The sequence below is a fragment of the Microcoleus sp. B4-C2 genome (assembly GCF_036705265.1).
Taxonomy (GTDB): Bacteria; Cyanobacteriota; Cyanobacteriia; order Cyanobacteriales; family Microcoleaceae; genus Microcoleus.
This window is the reverse complement of sequence record NZ_JAUBUB010000058.1, coordinates 23,380-40,743: the sequence shown is the minus strand read 5'-3', so window position 1 is coordinate 40,743 and position 17,364 is coordinate 23,380. Positions and strand designations below refer to the sequence as shown.

Annotated in this window: 14 protein-coding genes; 7 read left to right on the top strand and 7 right to left on the bottom strand. The window is 46.8% G+C overall.

Translation table 11 applies throughout. The annotated features are described in order from the left end of the window. Positions 1-255 (top strand): hypothetical protein (locus tag QUB20_RS17515; RefSeq protein ID WP_333291523.1); only part of this gene is annotated, 255 nt, incomplete at its 5' end. Then, positions 195-1,949 carry an apolipoprotein N-acyltransferase gene (lnt, locus tag QUB20_RS17510; RefSeq protein WP_445299414.1) on the top strand — a complete coding sequence of 585 codons (1,755 nt, stop codon included), beginning with the start codon at positions 195-197 and terminating at the stop codon, positions 1,947-1,949. The genes QUB20_RS17515 and lnt, both read left to right, overlap by 61 nt. A gap of 73 nt (positions 1,950-2,022) precedes the next feature. On the opposite strand, the gene QUB20_RS17505 is transcribed toward lnt, so the two are convergent. Continuing rightward, a complete protein-coding gene (locus QUB20_RS17505) occupies positions 2,023-2,928 on the bottom strand; it encodes a bestrophin family ion channel (protein ID WP_333236675.1) in 906 nt (301 codons plus the stop codon). Between the two features lie 375 nt (positions 2,929-3,303). Here QUB20_RS17505 and QUB20_RS17500 point away from each other — a divergent pair, with 375 nt between their 5' ends. After that, the gene (locus QUB20_RS17500; RefSeq protein ID WP_333247729.1) at positions 3,304-5,451 is read left to right on the top strand and encodes a DHH family phosphoesterase; all 2,148 of its coding nucleotides are present in this window, start codon (positions 3,304-3,306) and stop codon (positions 5,449-5,451) included. A gap of 106 nt (positions 5,452-5,557) precedes the next feature. Here the strand turns inward: QUB20_RS17500 and psb30 are convergent, their stop codons facing one another. Next, positions 5,558-5,698, bottom strand: a complete 141-nt coding sequence (gene psb30, locus QUB20_RS17495; protein WP_333054512.1) for a photosystem II reaction center protein Ycf12/Psb30 — start codon at positions 5,696-5,698, stop codon at positions 5,558-5,560. A 491-nt stretch (positions 5,699-6,189) separates the two neighbouring features. Here psb30 and QUB20_RS17490 point away from each other — a divergent pair, with 491 nt between their 5' ends. The 3 genes from QUB20_RS17490 (at position 6,190) to QUB20_RS17480 (ending at position 7,562) form a co-directional block, all read left to right on the top strand. Next, positions 6,190-6,558 carry a YkgJ family cysteine cluster protein gene (locus QUB20_RS17490; RefSeq protein ID WP_333247731.1) on the top strand — a complete coding sequence of 123 codons (369 nt, stop codon included), beginning with the start codon at positions 6,190-6,192 and terminating at the stop codon, positions 6,556-6,558. Between the two features lie 162 nt (positions 6,559-6,720). Next, complete coding sequence (locus QUB20_RS17485) at positions 6,721-7,044, top strand: hypothetical protein (RefSeq protein WP_333054510.1); 324 nt, start codon at positions 6,721-6,723, stop codon at positions 7,042-7,044. A gap of 230 nt (positions 7,045-7,274) precedes the next feature. Continuing rightward, positions 7,275-7,562: a YggT family protein gene (locus QUB20_RS17480; protein ID WP_333102770.1), complete on the top strand. Its 288-nt coding sequence runs from the start codon at positions 7,275-7,277 to the stop codon at positions 7,560-7,562. A gap of 259 nt (positions 7,563-7,821) precedes the next feature. Here the strand turns inward: QUB20_RS17480 and QUB20_RS17475 are convergent, their stop codons facing one another. From QUB20_RS17475 to QUB20_RS17460, 4 genes are all read right to left on the bottom strand, one after another. Further along, the gene (locus QUB20_RS17475) at positions 7,822-8,253 is read right to left on the bottom strand and encodes a hypothetical protein (RefSeq protein ID WP_190657424.1); all 432 of its coding nucleotides are present in this window, start codon (positions 8,251-8,253) and stop codon (positions 7,822-7,824) included. Positions 8,254-8,360: 107 nt separating this feature from the next. Then, complete coding sequence (locus tag QUB20_RS17470; protein ID WP_333247733.1) at positions 8,361-9,356, bottom strand: shikimate dehydrogenase; 996 nt, start codon at positions 9,354-9,356, stop codon at positions 8,361-8,363. Between the two features lie 96 nt (positions 9,357-9,452). Continuing rightward, positions 9,453-10,817, bottom strand: a complete 1,365-nt coding sequence (locus QUB20_RS17465; protein WP_333247735.1) for a P-loop NTPase fold protein — start codon at positions 10,815-10,817, stop codon at positions 9,453-9,455. Positions 10,818-12,182: 1,365 nt separating this feature from the next. Further along, entirely contained in the window at positions 12,183-14,954 is a 2,772-nt protein-coding gene (locus QUB20_RS17460; RefSeq protein WP_333247737.1) for a phycobilisome rod-core linker polypeptide, read from the bottom strand. Between the two features lie 655 nt (positions 14,955-15,609). On the opposite strand from QUB20_RS17460, the gene QUB20_RS17455 reads away from it, so the two are divergent. Further along, the gene (locus tag QUB20_RS17455) at positions 15,610-16,794 is read left to right on the top strand and encodes a class I SAM-dependent methyltransferase (protein ID WP_333247739.1); all 1,185 of its coding nucleotides are present in this window, start codon (positions 15,610-15,612) and stop codon (positions 16,792-16,794) included. Positions 16,795-16,908: 114 nt separating this feature from the next. On the opposite strand, the gene QUB20_RS17450 is transcribed toward QUB20_RS17455, so the two are convergent. After that, complete coding sequence (locus QUB20_RS17450) at positions 16,909-17,109, bottom strand: hypothetical protein (protein ID WP_333054503.1); 201 nt, start codon at positions 17,107-17,109, stop codon at positions 16,909-16,911. Positions 17,110-17,364 lie beyond the last annotated feature (255 nt).

Sequence of the window (17,364 nt, the reverse complement as noted above, 5' to 3'; positions counted from 1 at the left end):
GTTCCACAAAGAGTGAATTTTCTTGTGGAACAGGCCGGAAAGCCTGTTCATAAAAAGCTTATTGAGAATGGTGCAACTTCTCAGTTAAATCCGTTAAATCTATTAAATCTCGTACACTGCGCGTTTCCGAGCTTTCTTCTTCCCGATCGATCTGATATATTGATTAAGAATTATTATTTTTGGCAAGCATCAAAGTGGCGATATTTAACAGGCACAAATTTGAAAAACTCGTGGTTCATAAATCAAAAACATTAGCCTGGGCGATCGCACTTTTCAGCGGCATTTTGATGGCATTGACAACCGCACCAGTAAATGCTTGGCTATTAGCTTGGGTAGCATTAGCTCCCCTGTGGATTTTGGTTGTCAGTTATCAAAAGCCAAAAATAGAAGAACAAAAACAAAAATTCTTCCTTCTTCCTTCTTCCTTCTTCCTTCTTCCTTCACTGTGGGGAATTGGCTATCACGGATTAGCTTTATCTTGGATTATGGGAATTCACCCGATGACTTGGTTGGGAGTTCCTTGGTGGCCGAGTCTGGCGATCGCACTTTTTTGCTGGGCATTCATCACCCTCTGGGGAGCCGCCTTAGTCGCCGTTTGGGCGTGGCTATTTGTAATTCTCAACTCCCTAACTTTACCCCGAAAAAATCAAAATCTTATTCTTAACTCCCCCCCTTTACAAGGGGGGGCTGGGGGGGGTAGCTCCGATCTTATTCTTCTTAACTCCCCCCCTTTACAAGGGGGGGCTGGGGGGGGTAGCTCTAAATTTTTAGCATTAACTCGCGTTTTAATTGGCACAGCTTTGTGGTGTGCCTTAGAAAGTATTTGGAGTACAGGTTCGCTGTGGTGGACATCCCTATCTTACACGCAAAGCCCCCACAATTTAGCAATATTACACCTCGGTCAACTCTCCGGGCCCAGCGCAGTAACAGCCGCTATTGTAGCAGTAAATGGCTTAATCGCCGAAGCTTTTATTGAAGGAAGAAGGAAGAAGGAAGAAGTCAGAAGGAAGAATTGGATTCCTTATATTTTGCCTGCGAGTTTGTGTTTAGTTTTGCATATTGCAGGCTGGAGTTTGTACAATCGGCCTTTAATTCAAGAGGCGGGAACATCATTAAAAATTGGCATTATTCAAGGCAATATTCCTAACGAGATTAAGTTTGACTCAGCGGGTTGGGGGCGCGCTTTAGAAGGTTACACCACTGGATACAAACAGTTAGCCGACAGAAAAGTCGATGCTGTGTTAATTCCAGAGACAGCTTTGCCTTTTATCTGGACAAACGAGTATCAGCGTTCTACTCTTTCTTTTTACCAAGCTATTCTCGAACGCGGCGTTGTGGCTTGGGTTGGAGGATTCGGCCAGCAAGAAAATAGTATCACTAACAGCTTATTGGCGATCGATCGCACTGGAGAAATTGTCGGCCGCTACGATAAACTCAAGCTAGTGCCTTTAGGCGAATATATCCCTTTTTACGAAATCTTAGGCGGGATTATTAATCGACTTTCGCCCTTAGATGCTCATTTAGTACCCGGCAATTCTCAACAATTGTTTGATACGCCGTTTGGCCGCGCCATTGTCGGAATTTGTTACGATTCGGCCTTTGCGGAAATTTTCCGATATCAGGCGGCGAATGGAGGCGAATTTATGCTCACAGCTTCCAACAATGCCCACTACAAACCGCCCATGTTGGATCAACATCATGCTCTAGATGTGATGCGGGCCATTGAGACGGATAGATGGGCAGTTATCGCAACTAATACGGGTTACTCTGCTTTTGTAAATCCTCGCGGCGAGACGGTTTGGAAGTCTGGGATTAATACCTATGAAGTCCGACATGCTACTATTTATCGGCGGCAAACTCGGACTTTTTACGTGCGGTGGGGAGATTGGCTGACACCTGTATTGTTAGTATTAGCGGGGTTAATGCGGTTGATTGTTAAAAAAAATTAATCCGAAGCTTTTAGATTTTAGATTTTATGTACCAATCTAAAATCTAAAATCTAAAATCTAAAATCGAATGACTCTACTTATCTTTCACGTGTTCGTGAACGCTAGGAGATAAAGAAATTAAATCGTCGATATTGCGCTGCATGGCAGCACAAATATTGTCCAAAGGCAAATCATTGTCATCGTGCCCGAAGGGATTTTCTATTTCAATGCCGATTTCTTCGATGCCGAACAAAGTAAAACTAATTAAAGCCACAACTAAGCCGGTTCCCCAACCCAAATCTTTCACCATTTGAAAGGGGAGGGCTAAACAGTAAAGCAACAATAGTTGTTTCAGGTGAATCGCGTAAGCCAAAGGGATAGGCGTCTTCAAAATCCGCTCGCAGCCACCTAATACATCAATCATAGAGTTGAGCAACTCATTCATACCAGTTAACTGATAAACATCGAGGCAATTGCGCTCGTACTGCTCGTGCAAGTAATCCTCAATCCAAAAGGCAATTTCTAGAGGCGGATTGTTCATTGATTTGAGCTTTTGGTAGTGCGCTGGGGACATTAACGGCTCCAACTCTGGATTGACTGATTCTTGCCGCAAGTGCAGTTTTAGGGCCACTGCAAAGGCGGGTAACAGGCGCAGGACTGACTTTTTGAGTTCGATATCCTGCGGGTCTTTTTCCTCAATTGCCACCCAGATTTGGCGCGCCAAATTGCGGACGTTGTTGACTAAAGTTCCCCACATTTTTCGGCCGTCCCAAAATCTTTCGTAGGCTGTATTTGTACGAAAAACTAATAGTAGACCCAGGACTATACTGGGTACAATACTCGACAAAATTGGTAAGGAAACTGGCCACTTAAAAAAGTGCAGTAGGGAAATAAAAACTCCAAAGCCGCCGCACAGCAAAACGCGGGGCAAAATTGAGAGAATGACAGACCCCCGAACCTGTAATGCCATTTTAAACCAAGGTGGTCGATCGTCACTCATGCAAGTCTCCTCATTAAATTAAATTAGCCTCGCCCTAGCACGGGCGGCACAACTGCCTGCTACACTTATTTCTTCGGCTCCCACCAGTCGATTTGAGATTCGAGATTTTAGATTGACTCCACAGATAAATCTGGGGCGTTTGAACTTTGGTCTAAAATTTTTTGGTCTCCATGACTGTGGGCAGGGCTTTGATCCCTATTTGGGTGCGGTGAGAGCTTCCGAAAAAAGCTTTCCTACAAACAACCTTTGGATTTTACCCAAAAAACTCATCAGCATCAATCTAAAATCTAAAACCTAAAACCTAAAATCTAAAATTGATTGACTGAGGCACTTAATTCGGTAAGATTAATCATGTATCTTTAAACCTCAGCTTCCGTGCAAGAGCGACCGACATCTGTGCCCCCGCATTTTCACCGATTGCCAAACCAACGGTGGCAAATTTATTCGCCTCAACCACAGCAAGCCGAACAGTTTGCCACTGAAATCGGTTTGTCGCCCTTGCTGGCACAGGTACTGATTAACCGGGGCATCGACTCTCTGAAAGAAGTGCAAGGGTTTATCGAACCGGAATCTCTGGTTTTGCCCGCGCCAACTGATGAGTTTCCAGATTTGGCTGCGAGTGTCAAATTGTTGCGGGAGGCGATTTCGAGAGGGCAAAAAATTGCGATTTGCGGCGACTACGATGCTGACGGGATGACGAGCACGGCTTTGTTGTTGCGAGCTCTGAGGGCTCTGGGGGCGAATGTGGATTATGCCATTCCCAGCCGGATGCGAGAAGGTTATGGGATTAACGATCGCATTGTAGAAGAATTTCACTCGGAAGGTGTCGCTCTCATTCTCACGGTTGACAACGGAATTGCAGCCTACGGCCCGGTTGCCAGAGCACGAGAACTCGGTGTCAAAGTTATTATTACAGACCACCATGATTTGCCGCCAAAACTGCCGCCGGCTGATGCTATTCTCAACCCGAAATTAATCGCGGAATCTTCACCTTATCGCGGTTTAGCTGGGGTAGGCGTGGCTTATGTTTTGGCTATTACTTTGGCTCAGGATATGCAGAAAGTTGGGGGGTTGGTGAATCCGCTGCTGGAGTTATTTACCTTGGGAACTATTGCGGATTTAGCGCCTTTGACTGGAGTTAATCGGCGCTGGGTAAAGCGTGGTTTGCGGCTGTTGCCTCACTCGCAATTGGCGGGTATTCAGGCTTTGATTCAGGTGGCGGGAGTGCAGCCTGGAAGTGCGGAAAGTTCATCTATTCTCAACTCAAAACTCAAGGGCGGGCACGGGGGCACCGCCCCTACTCAAAATTCGTTAAAGCCTGAAGATATTGGTTTTAGGCTTGGCCCCCGGATTAATGCTGTGGGGCGGCTGGCTGACCCTCAAATTGTGATAGAGTTGCTGACTACGGACGATCGCGAATTGGCTCTCAAAAACGCGATGCAGTGCGAACAAATTAATCAGCGCAGGCAGGAGTTGTGCCAGGAAATTGAGCAGGAAGCAATTGCTTGGTGTGAGGAAAGGGCGATCGATTTGCAGCAAGAACGAGTGTTAGTTGTCGTGCAACCGGGTTGGCACCACGGGGTGATCGGGATTGTAGCTTCTCGGTTGGTGGAACGCTACGGCGTGCCTGTGTTTATCGGTACTTTTGAGGATGAGGGCGGGCACGGGGGCACCGCCCCTACAACCTCATCCTCCTCCGTTCCCCCGTGCCCGCCCGCTAAAATTGTCCGGGGTTCGGCGAGGGGAATTCCTGAGTTTAATGTATTTGATGGGCTGAATTTTTGCGCGGATTTATTAACTAAATTTGGCGGACACAAAGCGGCTGGCGGTTTTTCTATGCCTGCTGAGAATCTCGACCAATTCCGCAGCCAATTGTCAATTTTTGCCAATCAATGTTTGCAGCCGGAACACTTAAAACCGCTGGTTTCAGTTGACGTGCGAGCGGATTTGGCTGAGATTAATCTCGACCTTTACCGACAAATTGATGCTCTGGAACCTTGCGGGATTGAAAATAAGGCTCCTGTATTTTGGACGCCTAATGTTTGCATAACTGAACAGAAAATTGTTGGTAAAGGAGGTCACGTTAAACTAACTGCAACTCAAGATGGAAATGTATCGGCTAGTGTGAAGGCGATTGCTTGGCGTTGGGGCGAATATTTTCCTTTGCCTCGGCGGGTTGATCTTGCTTACCGATTGCGGGAAAATAGTTTTAATGGCAAGACATCGGTTGAGTTAGAATTGTTGGGCGTTCGGCTACCGGCAAGTGTTGCTAGTTCCAGGCCGCCGAGGTTCGGAAAAGTTGAGTTTGATTATTGCGATCGCACTTATTCTTGCAGTCTGTCTCCCGCCGGCTCGATCGAGGAATTGAGAATTCGCAACTCTCAAGGACAAGTTTTGGCTGTTGCACCCGGACAAAACATCGGTTTGTTAGGTAACTCCCGCAAAGATGCTAGAGAAGTCGATGTATCTCTACCTTTTTTTGAGAATTTGATTCAAACTGCTAAACACGCCCTTGGTATTTGATAAGAAAGCTCGTGCTGCTGGGAAATTTGGCGATCGAGCGTTGTGAATTTTGCATAATGTGAAACTCAAAACTCCCAACTCTCGATCGCCGCCTAGCGTGCTATAATTACAGGTCGCCGCCTTTAGCTGCCAAGAGAAAAATCACGATCGGGCCAGAAAGCACGACGGCTGCGAGTAAAGCTACCTGAACAATGAGTTGGTAGTCTACACCACCCATACCACTGAAAAGATCGGTTATAAAGTCCATTTGTCCTCCTGACTGTAGTGATTAAGTCTAGATTGTTGCATTAGAAAATCCGCTTCTGATTTTACCGGGCGATCGACCATATTTTTTAAGGAACTTTACAAAATTCAACAAAATGTAAACTACGATCGACCTCTCAGTCATTCGATTTTAGATTTGAGATTTTAGATTTTGGATTGACCCCAGGGATAAATTCGGGGGACGCAAGGATTTTCAATTTTCGATTTTGGATTGATTCCACGGATAAATCACGTGGCGGGTACCACCTTTGAAAGTCTTGGTCACAGGGAACTGCGGACTTGATGCCCCTTCCCGGAAAGTCTCCCAAATCTCAAATCTCAAATCTCAAATCCAACCGCCCCTTCGGGATATGGGCCTCCGGCGCTGGCAATTGATATACTTGAAGAGCCCAAATCTCCTAAAGTTTGGCATTTTCCACATAATGCTCCGAATCTAAAATCTAAAATCTAAAATCTAAAATCTAAAATCAAACTATGGCTACTTGGCGTTGCGTAAAGCAGTGCGGTGCTTGTTGTTACCTCGACCCAACAGAGCGCCCAGACTTAGACGAGTATTTATCAGAAGACGAATTATCGCTCTATTTGAGCTTAGTCGGAGATGACGGTTGGTGTATCAATTTTGACAGAGAGACGCGAGAATGCGGAATTTATGCCGATCGACCGCGCTTTTGTCGGGTAGACTCAGAGGTGTTTGAGGAAATGTACGGCGTTGAGCCGGCCCAATTGAACGATTTCGCGATCGAGTGCTGCTTGGAACACATTGAAGATTTGTATGGCGATCGATCTTTGGAAATGATCCGCTTTAACTCTGAAGTCGGAATTCTCGCCTTACCTGACAACTAACCGACTTGATGCTCATTAGGCTTTCTCTTTGCGGATGATTTTTCGCGCTGGGCATCTCAATCTAAAATCTAAAATCTAAAATCTAAAATCGTCTGCCGGTTTCTCACCGGGAGAGTGTCAAAATAAACAAATCAAAGAAATATCGCGCTGTTGAGTTGAGCCATGAGCAATCGAGAGGGTTTTACGGGGGGATTTATTGCCGGAGCCGCAGTTGGCGGCTTGGTGGGTGCAGTTTTGGGCGCGGTGCTGTCGCGGCGCGCTGCTGAAGCTTTGCTGAGTGAACCTTCAGAAGCAAAGACAAGAAAGATCCGCCAGAGGAAAGCCAGCCAACTCGAAGCCGAAGGGATGGAAGTAGCAAGGCTGAGTTTAGAAGATAAAATTGCCCAGCTCAATCAGGCAATAGATGACGTGCGGCTGCAACTCGGCGACGTAAACGGCAACGCGCCGGCGTCGGGCAGCGAGGGTTCGATCGCCCAAGACTCCTGAATCCCTTTAAAATTTTAGATTAGTCTGGCCGATCGATGGGGGCTACTGACATCTTGCACCATTCTCGCTTAACAGGCCTTTCGGGCCTGTGAAGCCAAGAGTGAATTTTATTGTGGGCCGTTACTCTTCTAGCCCGCCCGTAAACAGCCTCATGCTCCCCCTCTCCCCGACCTATGCTAAACTTTAAGTTAAAGTGTCTGTAAACTTTACTCAAACTACAAGCAAAATTTATGAGTTCTTCCATAGGCCTTTTGGCAACCACGCTGTCCACATTTCTGCAAATCTATGTAGCCCTGATGATTATTCGGGTGCTGTTAAGCTGGTTCCCTAACATCAATTGGTACGACCCCCCGTTTTCAATTTTGAGTCAGTTAACAGACCCTTACCTCAATCTATTCCGATCGATTATCCCCCCCTTGGGAGGGATTGATTTTTCGCCACTAATTGCGTTTTTTGTACTGCAATTCGGCTCGGAATTCTTGATTGGTCTTTTGACCAGCTTGCAAACATCCTTGTAGTTTGAAAAGCTTAAGTTTTTAAGCATCGAGCGTAAATTGTTTTGCCGACCTAGCTGCCGACAACTAAATTTTAGATTTGACATTTTTAGATAAACTCCCCGGTTGAAAAGCTGGGGAGTTTATCGTACATGAGAAATGAGAAATTGCCAGCCACTCAACAATCGAAAATCGAAAATCGAAAATCGAAAACTGCATCGCAATTTCACGGCTAGCCAACCCAAAATCTCAAATCAGCAATCTAAAATCTCAAATAGTTTCGTTAGCGGCGAACCACGCCAGTAAAACCTGTAGCTTTAAATTGCTTGAGCTTCAAAGGTGTTCTCTGATTGGCTGCAACGGAAATTCTGAGCTGAAAATCGCTAACTCCGGGAGGAACTTCTTCTATAGAACCCAACCGAGTCCGGTTTTGCATCACCGGATTGTCGTCAGCATCATAAATGCGGCCGAAAATATCGGCATTGACAACTGGTTTGCCCGTGCTATTTTCAGCTTTCCCAGTAATCAAAAAGCAGGTAGCTTCCATAGAACTGCCGCTGGTGACTGTTCCTTCTCCCATTTCTGCGGGACATTCGCGATAAGAAAGGTCGGAAAGTTTAATCTGCGTCAGAGCCCAAGCAGGTGGAGTGAAGACCAAACTAAAAATTCCGATTAGGCAAGTAGCAAAAAAAAGGCTGATAGCTCGAAATTTCATAAATTGCGGGGCAAGTATATTTTAATTCTCAGCTTAGCGCGAATTCAGCCTCAAATTCCTACTTATAGGAATTCGGAAAACTAAAGCTACTTTTTGAAGAAATGGCATTAGTCTAGACCTAAATGCTGACGTAAAGCTTGGCGCATCACATCGACTGGGACAGATTCTTTATCCAGCCAAATTTTTAAGGCGGCTGCTCCTTGTTGAACTAGCATTTCGAGTCCGTCAATAGCTCGCGCTCCCCGAAGCTGTGCATCTTTGAGAAACTGGGTAGGATTAGGGGTGTAAATTAAATCATAGACGATCGCACCTGCTGAAATTCGATCGATCTCACCAGCCGCAACCGGCGACTTTTCCCCCTGCGGATACATCCCCACAGGCGTCGTGTTCACCAGCAAATCTGCCTGCGAGATTAAGCTTGACAAATTATCCCAAGTATGCACCTGCAAATTCTGCACGGGCATCGGAGAATTGACCCAACTCTGCTGAAATTCCGCTAAATTTTGTTCGTTGCGGCCGACAACGTGAATCTCTGCACATCCCAATTGAGCGCATCCAGCCACAACAGCTCTCGCGGCCCCGCCATTCCCCAAAATTACCGCTACTTTCTGACTCCAATCGGAACCCGGAGATCCCCCTAAATCCCCCTTAAGAAGGGGGACTTTGAGTGAATTCTCCCCCCTTTGTAGGGGCGGTGCCCCCGTGCCCGCCCTGCGGGGGGGATCTGAATCTGATTGGAAAGTTTGAAAAACCCCCGTTTGCAGCGGCGCGAGAAAGCCTTCAACGTCTGTATTTGTGCCGCACCAACCTTTGTCAGTCAGGTATACGGTATTGACTGCGCCGATCGATCGGGCGATCGGGGAAACTTCTGACAACAGCGGTAAGATTGCTTGTTTGTGGGGAATCGTGATGCTAAATCCCCGAACGCCGATCGCCGCAAATCCTGCAAGAGCAGCTTTTAAATCCCCTGGTTTTACCGGAAACGGCAAGTAAACAAAATCGACTCCCAAGTGGGAAATAGCAGCATTGTGCATCGCCGGCGACAAAGAATGTTCGACGGGATGACCAATTACTCCTAACAGTTTAGTCGTGCCTTTAATCATTTTTGTTAGTTGACTGTTGACTGTTTATGATTAGGCGGAGATAACTCTCAACCATCAACCATCAACTCTCAACCATCAACTGTCAACTGTCAACTCTCAACTCTCAACTGTTTCCCGAAACTCTTTGGCGTCAGCCAAAATCGGATTGACATCAAACCAATAATCTTCGCCGTAACGGTATTCAAACACCCAGAGACTCCGCAGCAATATTTGGTATTTAGTTTCCCCGTTCACAGTTTTGGTAACGGATACTTGGCGCAGCAATTGCCACTCATCAGGTTCGATCGCCAAAGTAAGCTGGTGGCGGCGCTGGACGATCACATTTTCCAAAGTTTCCCGCGACAGAGGAGGGTCTTGTTTCTGCAGACAGCCATACAGTAGTTGCAGCAAATTGCGGACATGACCACCGCTAACTCGACACAGGCGATCGAGAGTTTCCGCAGAGTCGAAAACTTTGCCCACCAAAGCATAGCGCTGTGAAGGATGCACGGTGGGAAAAGCCCGCGCCAGAACCATTTGCCGCAGCAATTCCACACCCTCAGAGCACTCAGAACCGTCGCTAAACTGCACCGGCACCATCGGCAAAACCTTCGGATCTACCCCAAAGCGATTGGTCAACTGGCCCAAATCGTTAGAGAAAATCAGCACCAAAGGAATTGTATACACGACGTGGCAATTTAGTCTTGCCAATTGTTCGCCGCGATCGACAAACAGATATTCCGGCTGCAGTCGCCCCGTCGGTTTCGCGCACAGGTGTATGCGATCGAGATTGTCGATAATTACTACAAGTCCTTGTTTCCCTTGGCGTTTGAGTTCTTGATTAGCCGGCTCCAGCAACTCCTTATTAAGCGCATCTAAAATTACGTTAGTTCGGGGCTCCAAATATTGCCTCAACTCCGATCGCAGATTCGGAGCATCTTTCGCCTTAGCAGTAATTTTGCCAATTCCCAACGCCAGAGAAAACTCTCCCTCCGTGCTGGCATTTATTTCCCCAAAACCAGGGACATTAGCTTCAGCGCTCAAGTCTATTTGAGTTTGAAAAACATCAGCAACCCCTTTGAGCAAAGCTTTAAAACCCCTCGGTTGCAGCTTGATTTTCATTTTCTCAATGCTTTCGCTCACCTGACGAGCAACGCTCAACAAAATGTCAGTGATATCTACATCTGCCATGTCTAAGTCTTTACTCGACTCAAAATAAACAACATGAAATCCTTGTTGCTGCAATTGAGCTTGTAGCCGCAGCAATTCAGTTGATTTACCAGAGCCGATGTGACCGGTGAATAATTGACAGGTAGGTGAATCGGGGGACAGACGGCTGATGGTGCGCTCCAATTGTTCTACGATCGTGCCGCCCCGCACTGAAGAGAAATCGATATAGTATTGTCGGTCTTGTTGATTTGCTACTGCCAGGGTGTAGCTGGGATTGCAGGCGCTATAAAATTTCTGTAAATTTAGTTCCATACCCTGTTCCATCTTTCACAACATTATGCCCTAATACCTTATTCGTTTCGCTACTTTACTAATCAGAACAAGTGGCCCGTTTATTGTGCTGTTTTATTTTGCGGTCAATATCTTGATGTAGCTCATACAATTTTAGATTTTAGATTTTAGATTTTAGATTTTAGATTTTAGATTTTAGATGGGTAATGACTCATCACTATCGGGTTTGGGTTCTTCCCTCCCTGGCTATTCTTTTTTTAAACTTTTATCATAATACGCGCTAACCAATTATACCTAATTTTTGCCTATAGGGAATGAAGGGAAATCACTAATACCCGATAACTAGGCAATCGCTCTGTCTGTGCCGATCGCAATTTTGTATATTGAAATCAACGACGAAGAGTGGGCGGTAATGTTCTCGCGTTAAAGTGGCTATTTGAGTACGGTTAACCGAATATATAAAGGGCGGGTGCAAGTTCCCGCCCCGACTTCATAAACCAATATATTGTGTTTTCTATGCTGAATTGTCCGATAAATTATCTATATTCCGCCTCGGATACAAAAAATACTTGTTGTCAGTTTGAATAAAAAAAACACGCTAGTATAGAAACCGCCAAGGCGGTTGCTATATCCCCATTAACCGATTAATCATGGCTATAATTACTAATCCTAAGATTAGCGAAATCAATCAGCTAATCCGCCTTGAAATTGCATAGTAAAATAAATTTTTCCTCTTGTGGGGAGTAGGGGTTGGGCAGGAAATCCCGCCCTCAATATACAAATTAAATGCACAACAGCTTAGATCAACAAACCCATATTCTTTTCGTCCTATACTTTGTAGTTTGGTATTCTTGAGTGGCAGTTAGTTTGATTATTCAAATCCTAAATATACTCAGTACAGTCAATCGATTTTAGATTTTAGATTTTAGATTTTAGAGGCGACCCCACGGATAAATGCGGGGGCTTGAGGATTTTCGATTTTCGATTTTGGGTTGATTCCACGGATAAATCACGTGGCGGGTACCATCAAGAAATTCGTGGTCAGAGACCATACTGAATTGCCAACCATTTCTCACGCTTGCCTGCCCGTTATCAAATTTCTCAGTCTCATCAAACTGTGGTTCAATTTAGTCCACTTAAGTGGACTTCAGCTATGAGACAGGGATTGAAATCCCTGTCGGATTCTCGGACTCATCGATCGACCCCGATCGCACTTTTGGGGCGATCGGGTTTTGCTTTCAGTCCGCCGGGGATTTCAATCCCTCTCGGACTATGGGACTCGCAGATCGATCAACAGCGTAACATCACCAAAAATCCCCCGCTACAGCATTACCATAGCGAGGGATTTTTGTCAACCTAGAAAATCAACTTTCTTGCAGTTTGTTGTTAGCTTCTGTCGATCGCAGCCACAGGCTCAAAACTCGGAACCACAATTTCACCATTCTGCTTAGTCAACTGGTTGTACAGTCTTTCAGTATTCGGGAAATTAGCAGCCGGTAGAGTCGGGAAGCGGCGGTAAGGAACAGTATCCTCACCAAAAGCCTCAGCATATTCAACGCTGTTCAACATCGCGTTGATAAAGCCCTTAATCCCTTTACTTGCCAAGATTTGGTTATAAGTCCGAATCTCCGCTTGATTGCGGGGAGCACGGCCCAAGAAGTGCTTGGTTCCCAACTCAATTACCTTAGTATTGGGATAAGGTGCGTAGAACTGTTTGACGTACAGCGACGAGCAGCCCAAAGCCTCAATGAACTCCTTGAGATTGATTTCATTGTTGCCCAGTTTGCTTTCCAGCGCCGTGAATTCATTCTTCACAACGTAGGGATTCAAGTCGCGTTCAAAAACTTGACGGTAAGCAGCTTGAATTAAAGTTTTCAAAGCTACTTTGTCCGAAGTAGTCGTCAGCTTGAACACCTTAGTTTGTTCGCGCCGCTTGCTGACACCTTGAGCGAGGCTATTTTGTAACTCGAAATCGCCCCGATCGAGCGCAGTGCCGAGTTCGATAAACCGAGGAGTTTCAGGAGTCTTAGCTTGGACATTTTGCTCAGCGACGGAACCCGATCGCATCGTCCGCATAGACAAACCACCGGGAGTTACATAGCGCTCGTAGGGCACTGTATCTTCCCCGAAAGCTTCGTTGTACTCCATGCTGTCCATGATGCTATCGACCAGCGCGTAGAAACCCTTCTTGGCGCAAATGTCAAAGTAAGCGTTCATTTCCTGACGGCCATAGGTAGGGCGTCCCAGGAGTCGGCGGTGAATGTACTCGATCGCCTTACAAACGTAGAGCTTGCTCCAGTACATATTGCGGAACACATCAGACTTCGCCAACATCCGAATAAACTCGCGCATCGGAATCTCGCCGTTTTCCAGCTTAATTTCCGCTACCTTTTGGCGCTGGCCGTCGAACACGTCGCGACCAAACACTTGCAGGTAAGCTGCCCGAATCACCGCTTGGGTGGAACTTTCGGTAAATTTGACACTGGAAGCATTGCTGTAGCTGCTGGAGACACCGCGGGCAGTTTTCTTGGAAGCGACATAGTTGCTCGGTAACTGGTCTAATTTAAAGACCTTGGGGCCCAGAGAACCAGGAGCAGCACCGCGAGCCGCCGGATTGCTCAACTGATTGTCAATACCTGCACCTTGACGGATCAGGATACGGCGAGTGTCTTTGCCGAAGGGAGCCGGACGGCTCTTGGGGTTGCGAGTTTCTTTCGGGAAAATCGCGCCGAACTGAATTTCTAAGGGGTCATTGCCAACACCGTAAACGTGCTGGTCTGGCAGAGGCTGGTTGTAGCCAGCAAACAAGGTGATGAACTGAGGAACCTTGCGGAACGGAGCGCTGAAATTGAACAAATCAATTTGCGGGCCCCAGTTGCGACACTCCTGAGCTTCTTGGCCCAAACCGCGCAGGTAAGGCACTGTTTCTTCACCGAAGTAGTCGGAATATTCTTGCGAATAAACCATCGCGTCTACGAGGGCTGCCAGACCCCCTTTGCTGACGATCGCAAAATACTTGCTAAATTCCTCCCGCGAGCTCAAACCGCGGCCGAGGAAGTGGCGGGCGGCAAGTTCTACAGCGCGGCTGTTGACAAACGGCTCGTAGAATTGCTGACGGTACAGAGGAGATTTGCCAAGGCGGCGAATAAACTCTTTCATCGAGATTTCGCCATTTTTGACCTTGGATTCCAAGTCAGAAATGCTTTGGCTGTATGCGCGGCTAATGTCGCGCTCGAATACTTGGCGGTAAGCTGCTTTGATTACTTCTAGCTTTTCGGCCGAAGACAGACCGGTTTTCATGACGAATTTCGACCGTCGCTCGGCTGCGTTGAAGTAAATCTGAGGCAGTTGCAGCCCTTGCTGGTCGTTGCTTTCGCGCTGCCGCACCTTGTCTGAAGGTGTGGGAGCTTTGAATTCGGTAATTGCTACGTCGAAATACTGTCCGACGATCGCACTTGCCTCTGCATTGTTTCGGAAATAGCCCAAAGATGCTGCCTTCATTTCCTGCATTGCCACAATTGTGGCCGCCGAAGAGCAAGCATTTTCGATGATTTCCCGCAATCCGCGCACGTTCACCGAAATAATATTCGGGTCGCCAGCGACAATTGCGTAGGTGATGTAACGCAAAAACCAGCTCAAGTCCCGCAGAGATTTGGTCATGTTGCCCGGGCCGTAGCGCGAGACATTGATCGGCTGAAATCCTGCTGGGATTGGGCCGCTGTAGCCGCCACCGTTGCCAGAAAATAGATTTCCTAGCCCCAAGAATCCGCCGCCGCCACCGCCGTTGCCGCCAGAGCGGCTTTCTACGTAGGTGACATTTCCCAGTTTCATGCCTTCAGAGACATTCGCCGAACCGCCACGTGCCGCCCCTGCTACAGCCATCGCAGGTTCTTGTGGTCTTTCCAAAAATGCCAGCGGGGAACCGCCGGTAAAAATCCGGTTAGCTGCGCGGGATACTATCAGTTCCGAGTTTTGGGTCAGCGTCGCAGAGATATCGATCCGAAGAGCCCCGGAACTGAAATAACTTGCTAGTTCGCTGAGTTCGCCCCGCTGTAGAAAGCGGTCTTGCTGTTCTGCTTGCGAAATTGTTGCGACCGGTACAGTTTGATATAGTTGCGGACGCGCAACCGAGCTTCCACCACTTGCTTTTACAGTCATTAGACTCTTTCGCTCCCTATCTAAATCGTTGCAGCATTTAACCAGACTAACCTTGCCTTCTCATGCAGGTCAAAGTAGGTATTTTTGCTTTGTTTACTTTTTGCCTTTACCTGTCACGAGGTTCGGGCGCGCTTACTTTCTTAGATTAAAATGTTTTGGTTTCATCTTTCTGCCTGCGGGTAAATGTCCGATCCGAAGGCAGGCACGGGGTACTCCCTCCGCTGCGATCCGTCGGTATACCCGTGGAAAAAAAGACTCGGCAGGAGAGTTGCCTTTGGGCGATTGCAGCCAGTGCCTTGAATTAAAGGAAAAGAAAATCAAAAATTTTCTTCTGCCTGTTTCGAGACCTGTTGCTCTTTTGAAAGACGCCTCCGCTTTACCCGACAGTTCAGCGGTGGGCTATTGACAGTCCTCGTTTGTTAAAAAGCCTGTCGAGATTTATTGTATAGATTTAAGAGAGCTTATATGAGAAAAAATGATAAGTTTTATTACGCAGAAGCTGTCAACCGATTTTAGATTTTAGATTTTAGATTTTAGATTGAAGAATCGACCCCACCGATAAATCCGGGGGGCGCGGATCAAATTGCTGTCGGTCAGTGGTCAGCGGTCAGTTGTCAGTCCAATCCCGAATCCCCAAGCCCAACAAATGTCACCTATGGATACTACACCCGATATCAGTGCTGCCGTGCGGCGGCTTTACGATACTTTTCCTTTCCCGCCCGATCCTTTGTCAGATGAACCGCCCCCAGGCTACAACTGGCGCTGGAGTTGGCCTGATGCTTACAATTTTTGCACCGGCCAAAAGCCGCCAAAACTAGATGTTCGGATTTTAGATGCTGGCTGCGGCACGGGTTCGAGTACCGATTATCTGATTCACCTCAATCCCGAAGCTTCGGTGACGGCGATCGACCTGAGTGAAGGTGCTTTGAAGGTAGCACAAGAACGCTGTCGGCGATCGGGAGCGCGGGAAGCTGATTTCCGCCACCTCAGCTTGTACGATGCCGCCGAGTTAGAGGGCGAGTTTGATTTGATCAACTGCGTGGGCGTGCTGCACCACTTACCCGATCCGATCCGGGGCATTCAAGCGCTGGCGGCGAAGTTGGCCGAGGGCGGTTTGATGCACATTTTTGTGTATGCTGAGCTCGGACGCTGGGAAATTCAACTGATGCAAAGGGCGATCGCACTTCTCCAAGGCCCGCAAAAAGGTGACTATCCCGATGGTGTGAAAGTCGGTCGTCAAATCTTTGCTTCTTTACCAGAAAACAACCGTCTTGTCAAGTACGAAAAACAGCGTTGGGCAGGAGAAAATCAGCGGGACGAATGTTTTGCTGATATGTACGTTCACCCGCAGGAAATTGACTACAATATCGAGACTTTGTTCGAGTTAATTGACGCTTCGGGATTGGAATTTATCGGTTTCTCAAATCCGGGATATTGGCAGTTAGAAAGACTTTTGGGCAAAGCGCCGGAATTGATAGAAAAAGCTCAGGGTTTGACGGAACGGGAGCTTTATCGATTAATTGAATTGTTGGATACGGAAATCACTCATTACGAGTTTTTCTTGGGCAAAAAGCCTGTTAATAAAATTGATTGGTCGGACGATGAGGCACTTTTGGCGGCAATTCCAGAGTTGAGTGGTTGTATGCACGGTTGGCCTAGTCAACAAGTGTTTGATTGCAACTACCAATTAGTCAATTTGTCAAGTGCTGAATTTGAGTTTTTGCAAGGTTGCAATACCAGAACTGTGGGAGAGATTTTGGCGGATGTGGAGATTGGATTGGATGAAGTGCGATCGATCTTATCAAAACAGCTAATTTTGCTAACACCCGGTAAAATCTAAGGGCGGGATCTCCGGCTTAACTCCTACTCCCCACAATCAAATTAGCTTTTTGTGGAACAGGCCGGAAAGCCTGTTCTTTGCTCGGAGTATAATTTCTGTTAAATCCCCAATTAATCAAGGCTTTACAGTTGGAGGATTAACAGCCGTAATTTGTGAATAACGAGCGAAATCAGCAATGTTAAAAGTTAGGATATGGGTTAAACCATGAACTAGCATAGCAGCAACTAGCCGCGCATCATAAACGTTAACACCTACAACCTTATTTGCGATCGCCAGTCGCTCCCATTCTTGATAAATTGCTTCGGTATCCAACAACAGAGGAAAAAGCTGTTTTAAGCGATTAATTTCTGCCTATCCTTCTATTTCAGTACGCCCTAATCCATGTCTCTGAATCGGGCGCGTGCAAACGTTGCTTAACTCTCGGTTTGGACTAAGGAATGAGAATTAAATAACTTCCACAAGTTTGTGGAAGTTATTTCTCATTCCTCAGTTCCCAGGCTGGAGCCTGGGAACCAGTTAATCCTGGATGCACGTACTAGGATTTCCTGTCATTGCGAACGTAGTGAAGCA

Bases quoted from the DNA above. Each gene is read 5' to 3' on its own strand.
- QUB20_RS17455 (WP_333247739.1), top strand. From the start codon at position 15,610: ATGGATACTACACCCGATATCAGTGCTGCCGTGCGGCGGCTTTACGAT.
- psb30 (WP_333054512.1), bottom strand. From the start codon at position 5,698: ATGGACTTTATAACCGATCTTTTCAGTGGTATGGGTGGTGTAGACTAC.
- QUB20_RS17475 (WP_190657424.1), bottom strand. From the start codon at position 8,253: ATGAAATTTCGAGCTATCAGCCTTTTTTTTGCTACTTGCCTAATCGGA.
- QUB20_RS17505 (WP_333236675.1), bottom strand. From the start codon at position 2,928: ATGAGTGACGATCGACCACCTTGGTTTAAAATGGCATTACAGGTTCGG.
- QUB20_RS17460 (WP_333247737.1), bottom strand. From the start codon at position 14,954: ATGACTGTAAAAGCAAGTGGTGGAAGCTCGGTTGCGCGTCCGCAACTA.
- QUB20_RS17490 (WP_333247731.1), top strand. From the start codon at position 6,190: ATGGCTACTTGGCGTTGCGTAAAGCAGTGCGGTGCTTGTTGTTACCTC.
- QUB20_RS17485 (WP_333054510.1), top strand. From the start codon at position 6,721: ATGAGCAATCGAGAGGGTTTTACGGGGGGATTTATTGCCGGAGCCGCA.
- QUB20_RS17470 (WP_333247733.1), bottom strand. From the start codon at position 9,356: ATGATTAAAGGCACGACTAAACTGTTAGGAGTAATTGGTCATCCCGTC.
- QUB20_RS17465 (WP_333247735.1), bottom strand. From the start codon at position 10,817: ATGGAACTAAATTTACAGAAATTTTATAGCGCCTGCAATCCCAGCTAC.
- QUB20_RS17480 (WP_333102770.1), top strand. From the start codon at position 7,275: ATGAGTTCTTCCATAGGCCTTTTGGCAACCACGCTGTCCACATTTCTG.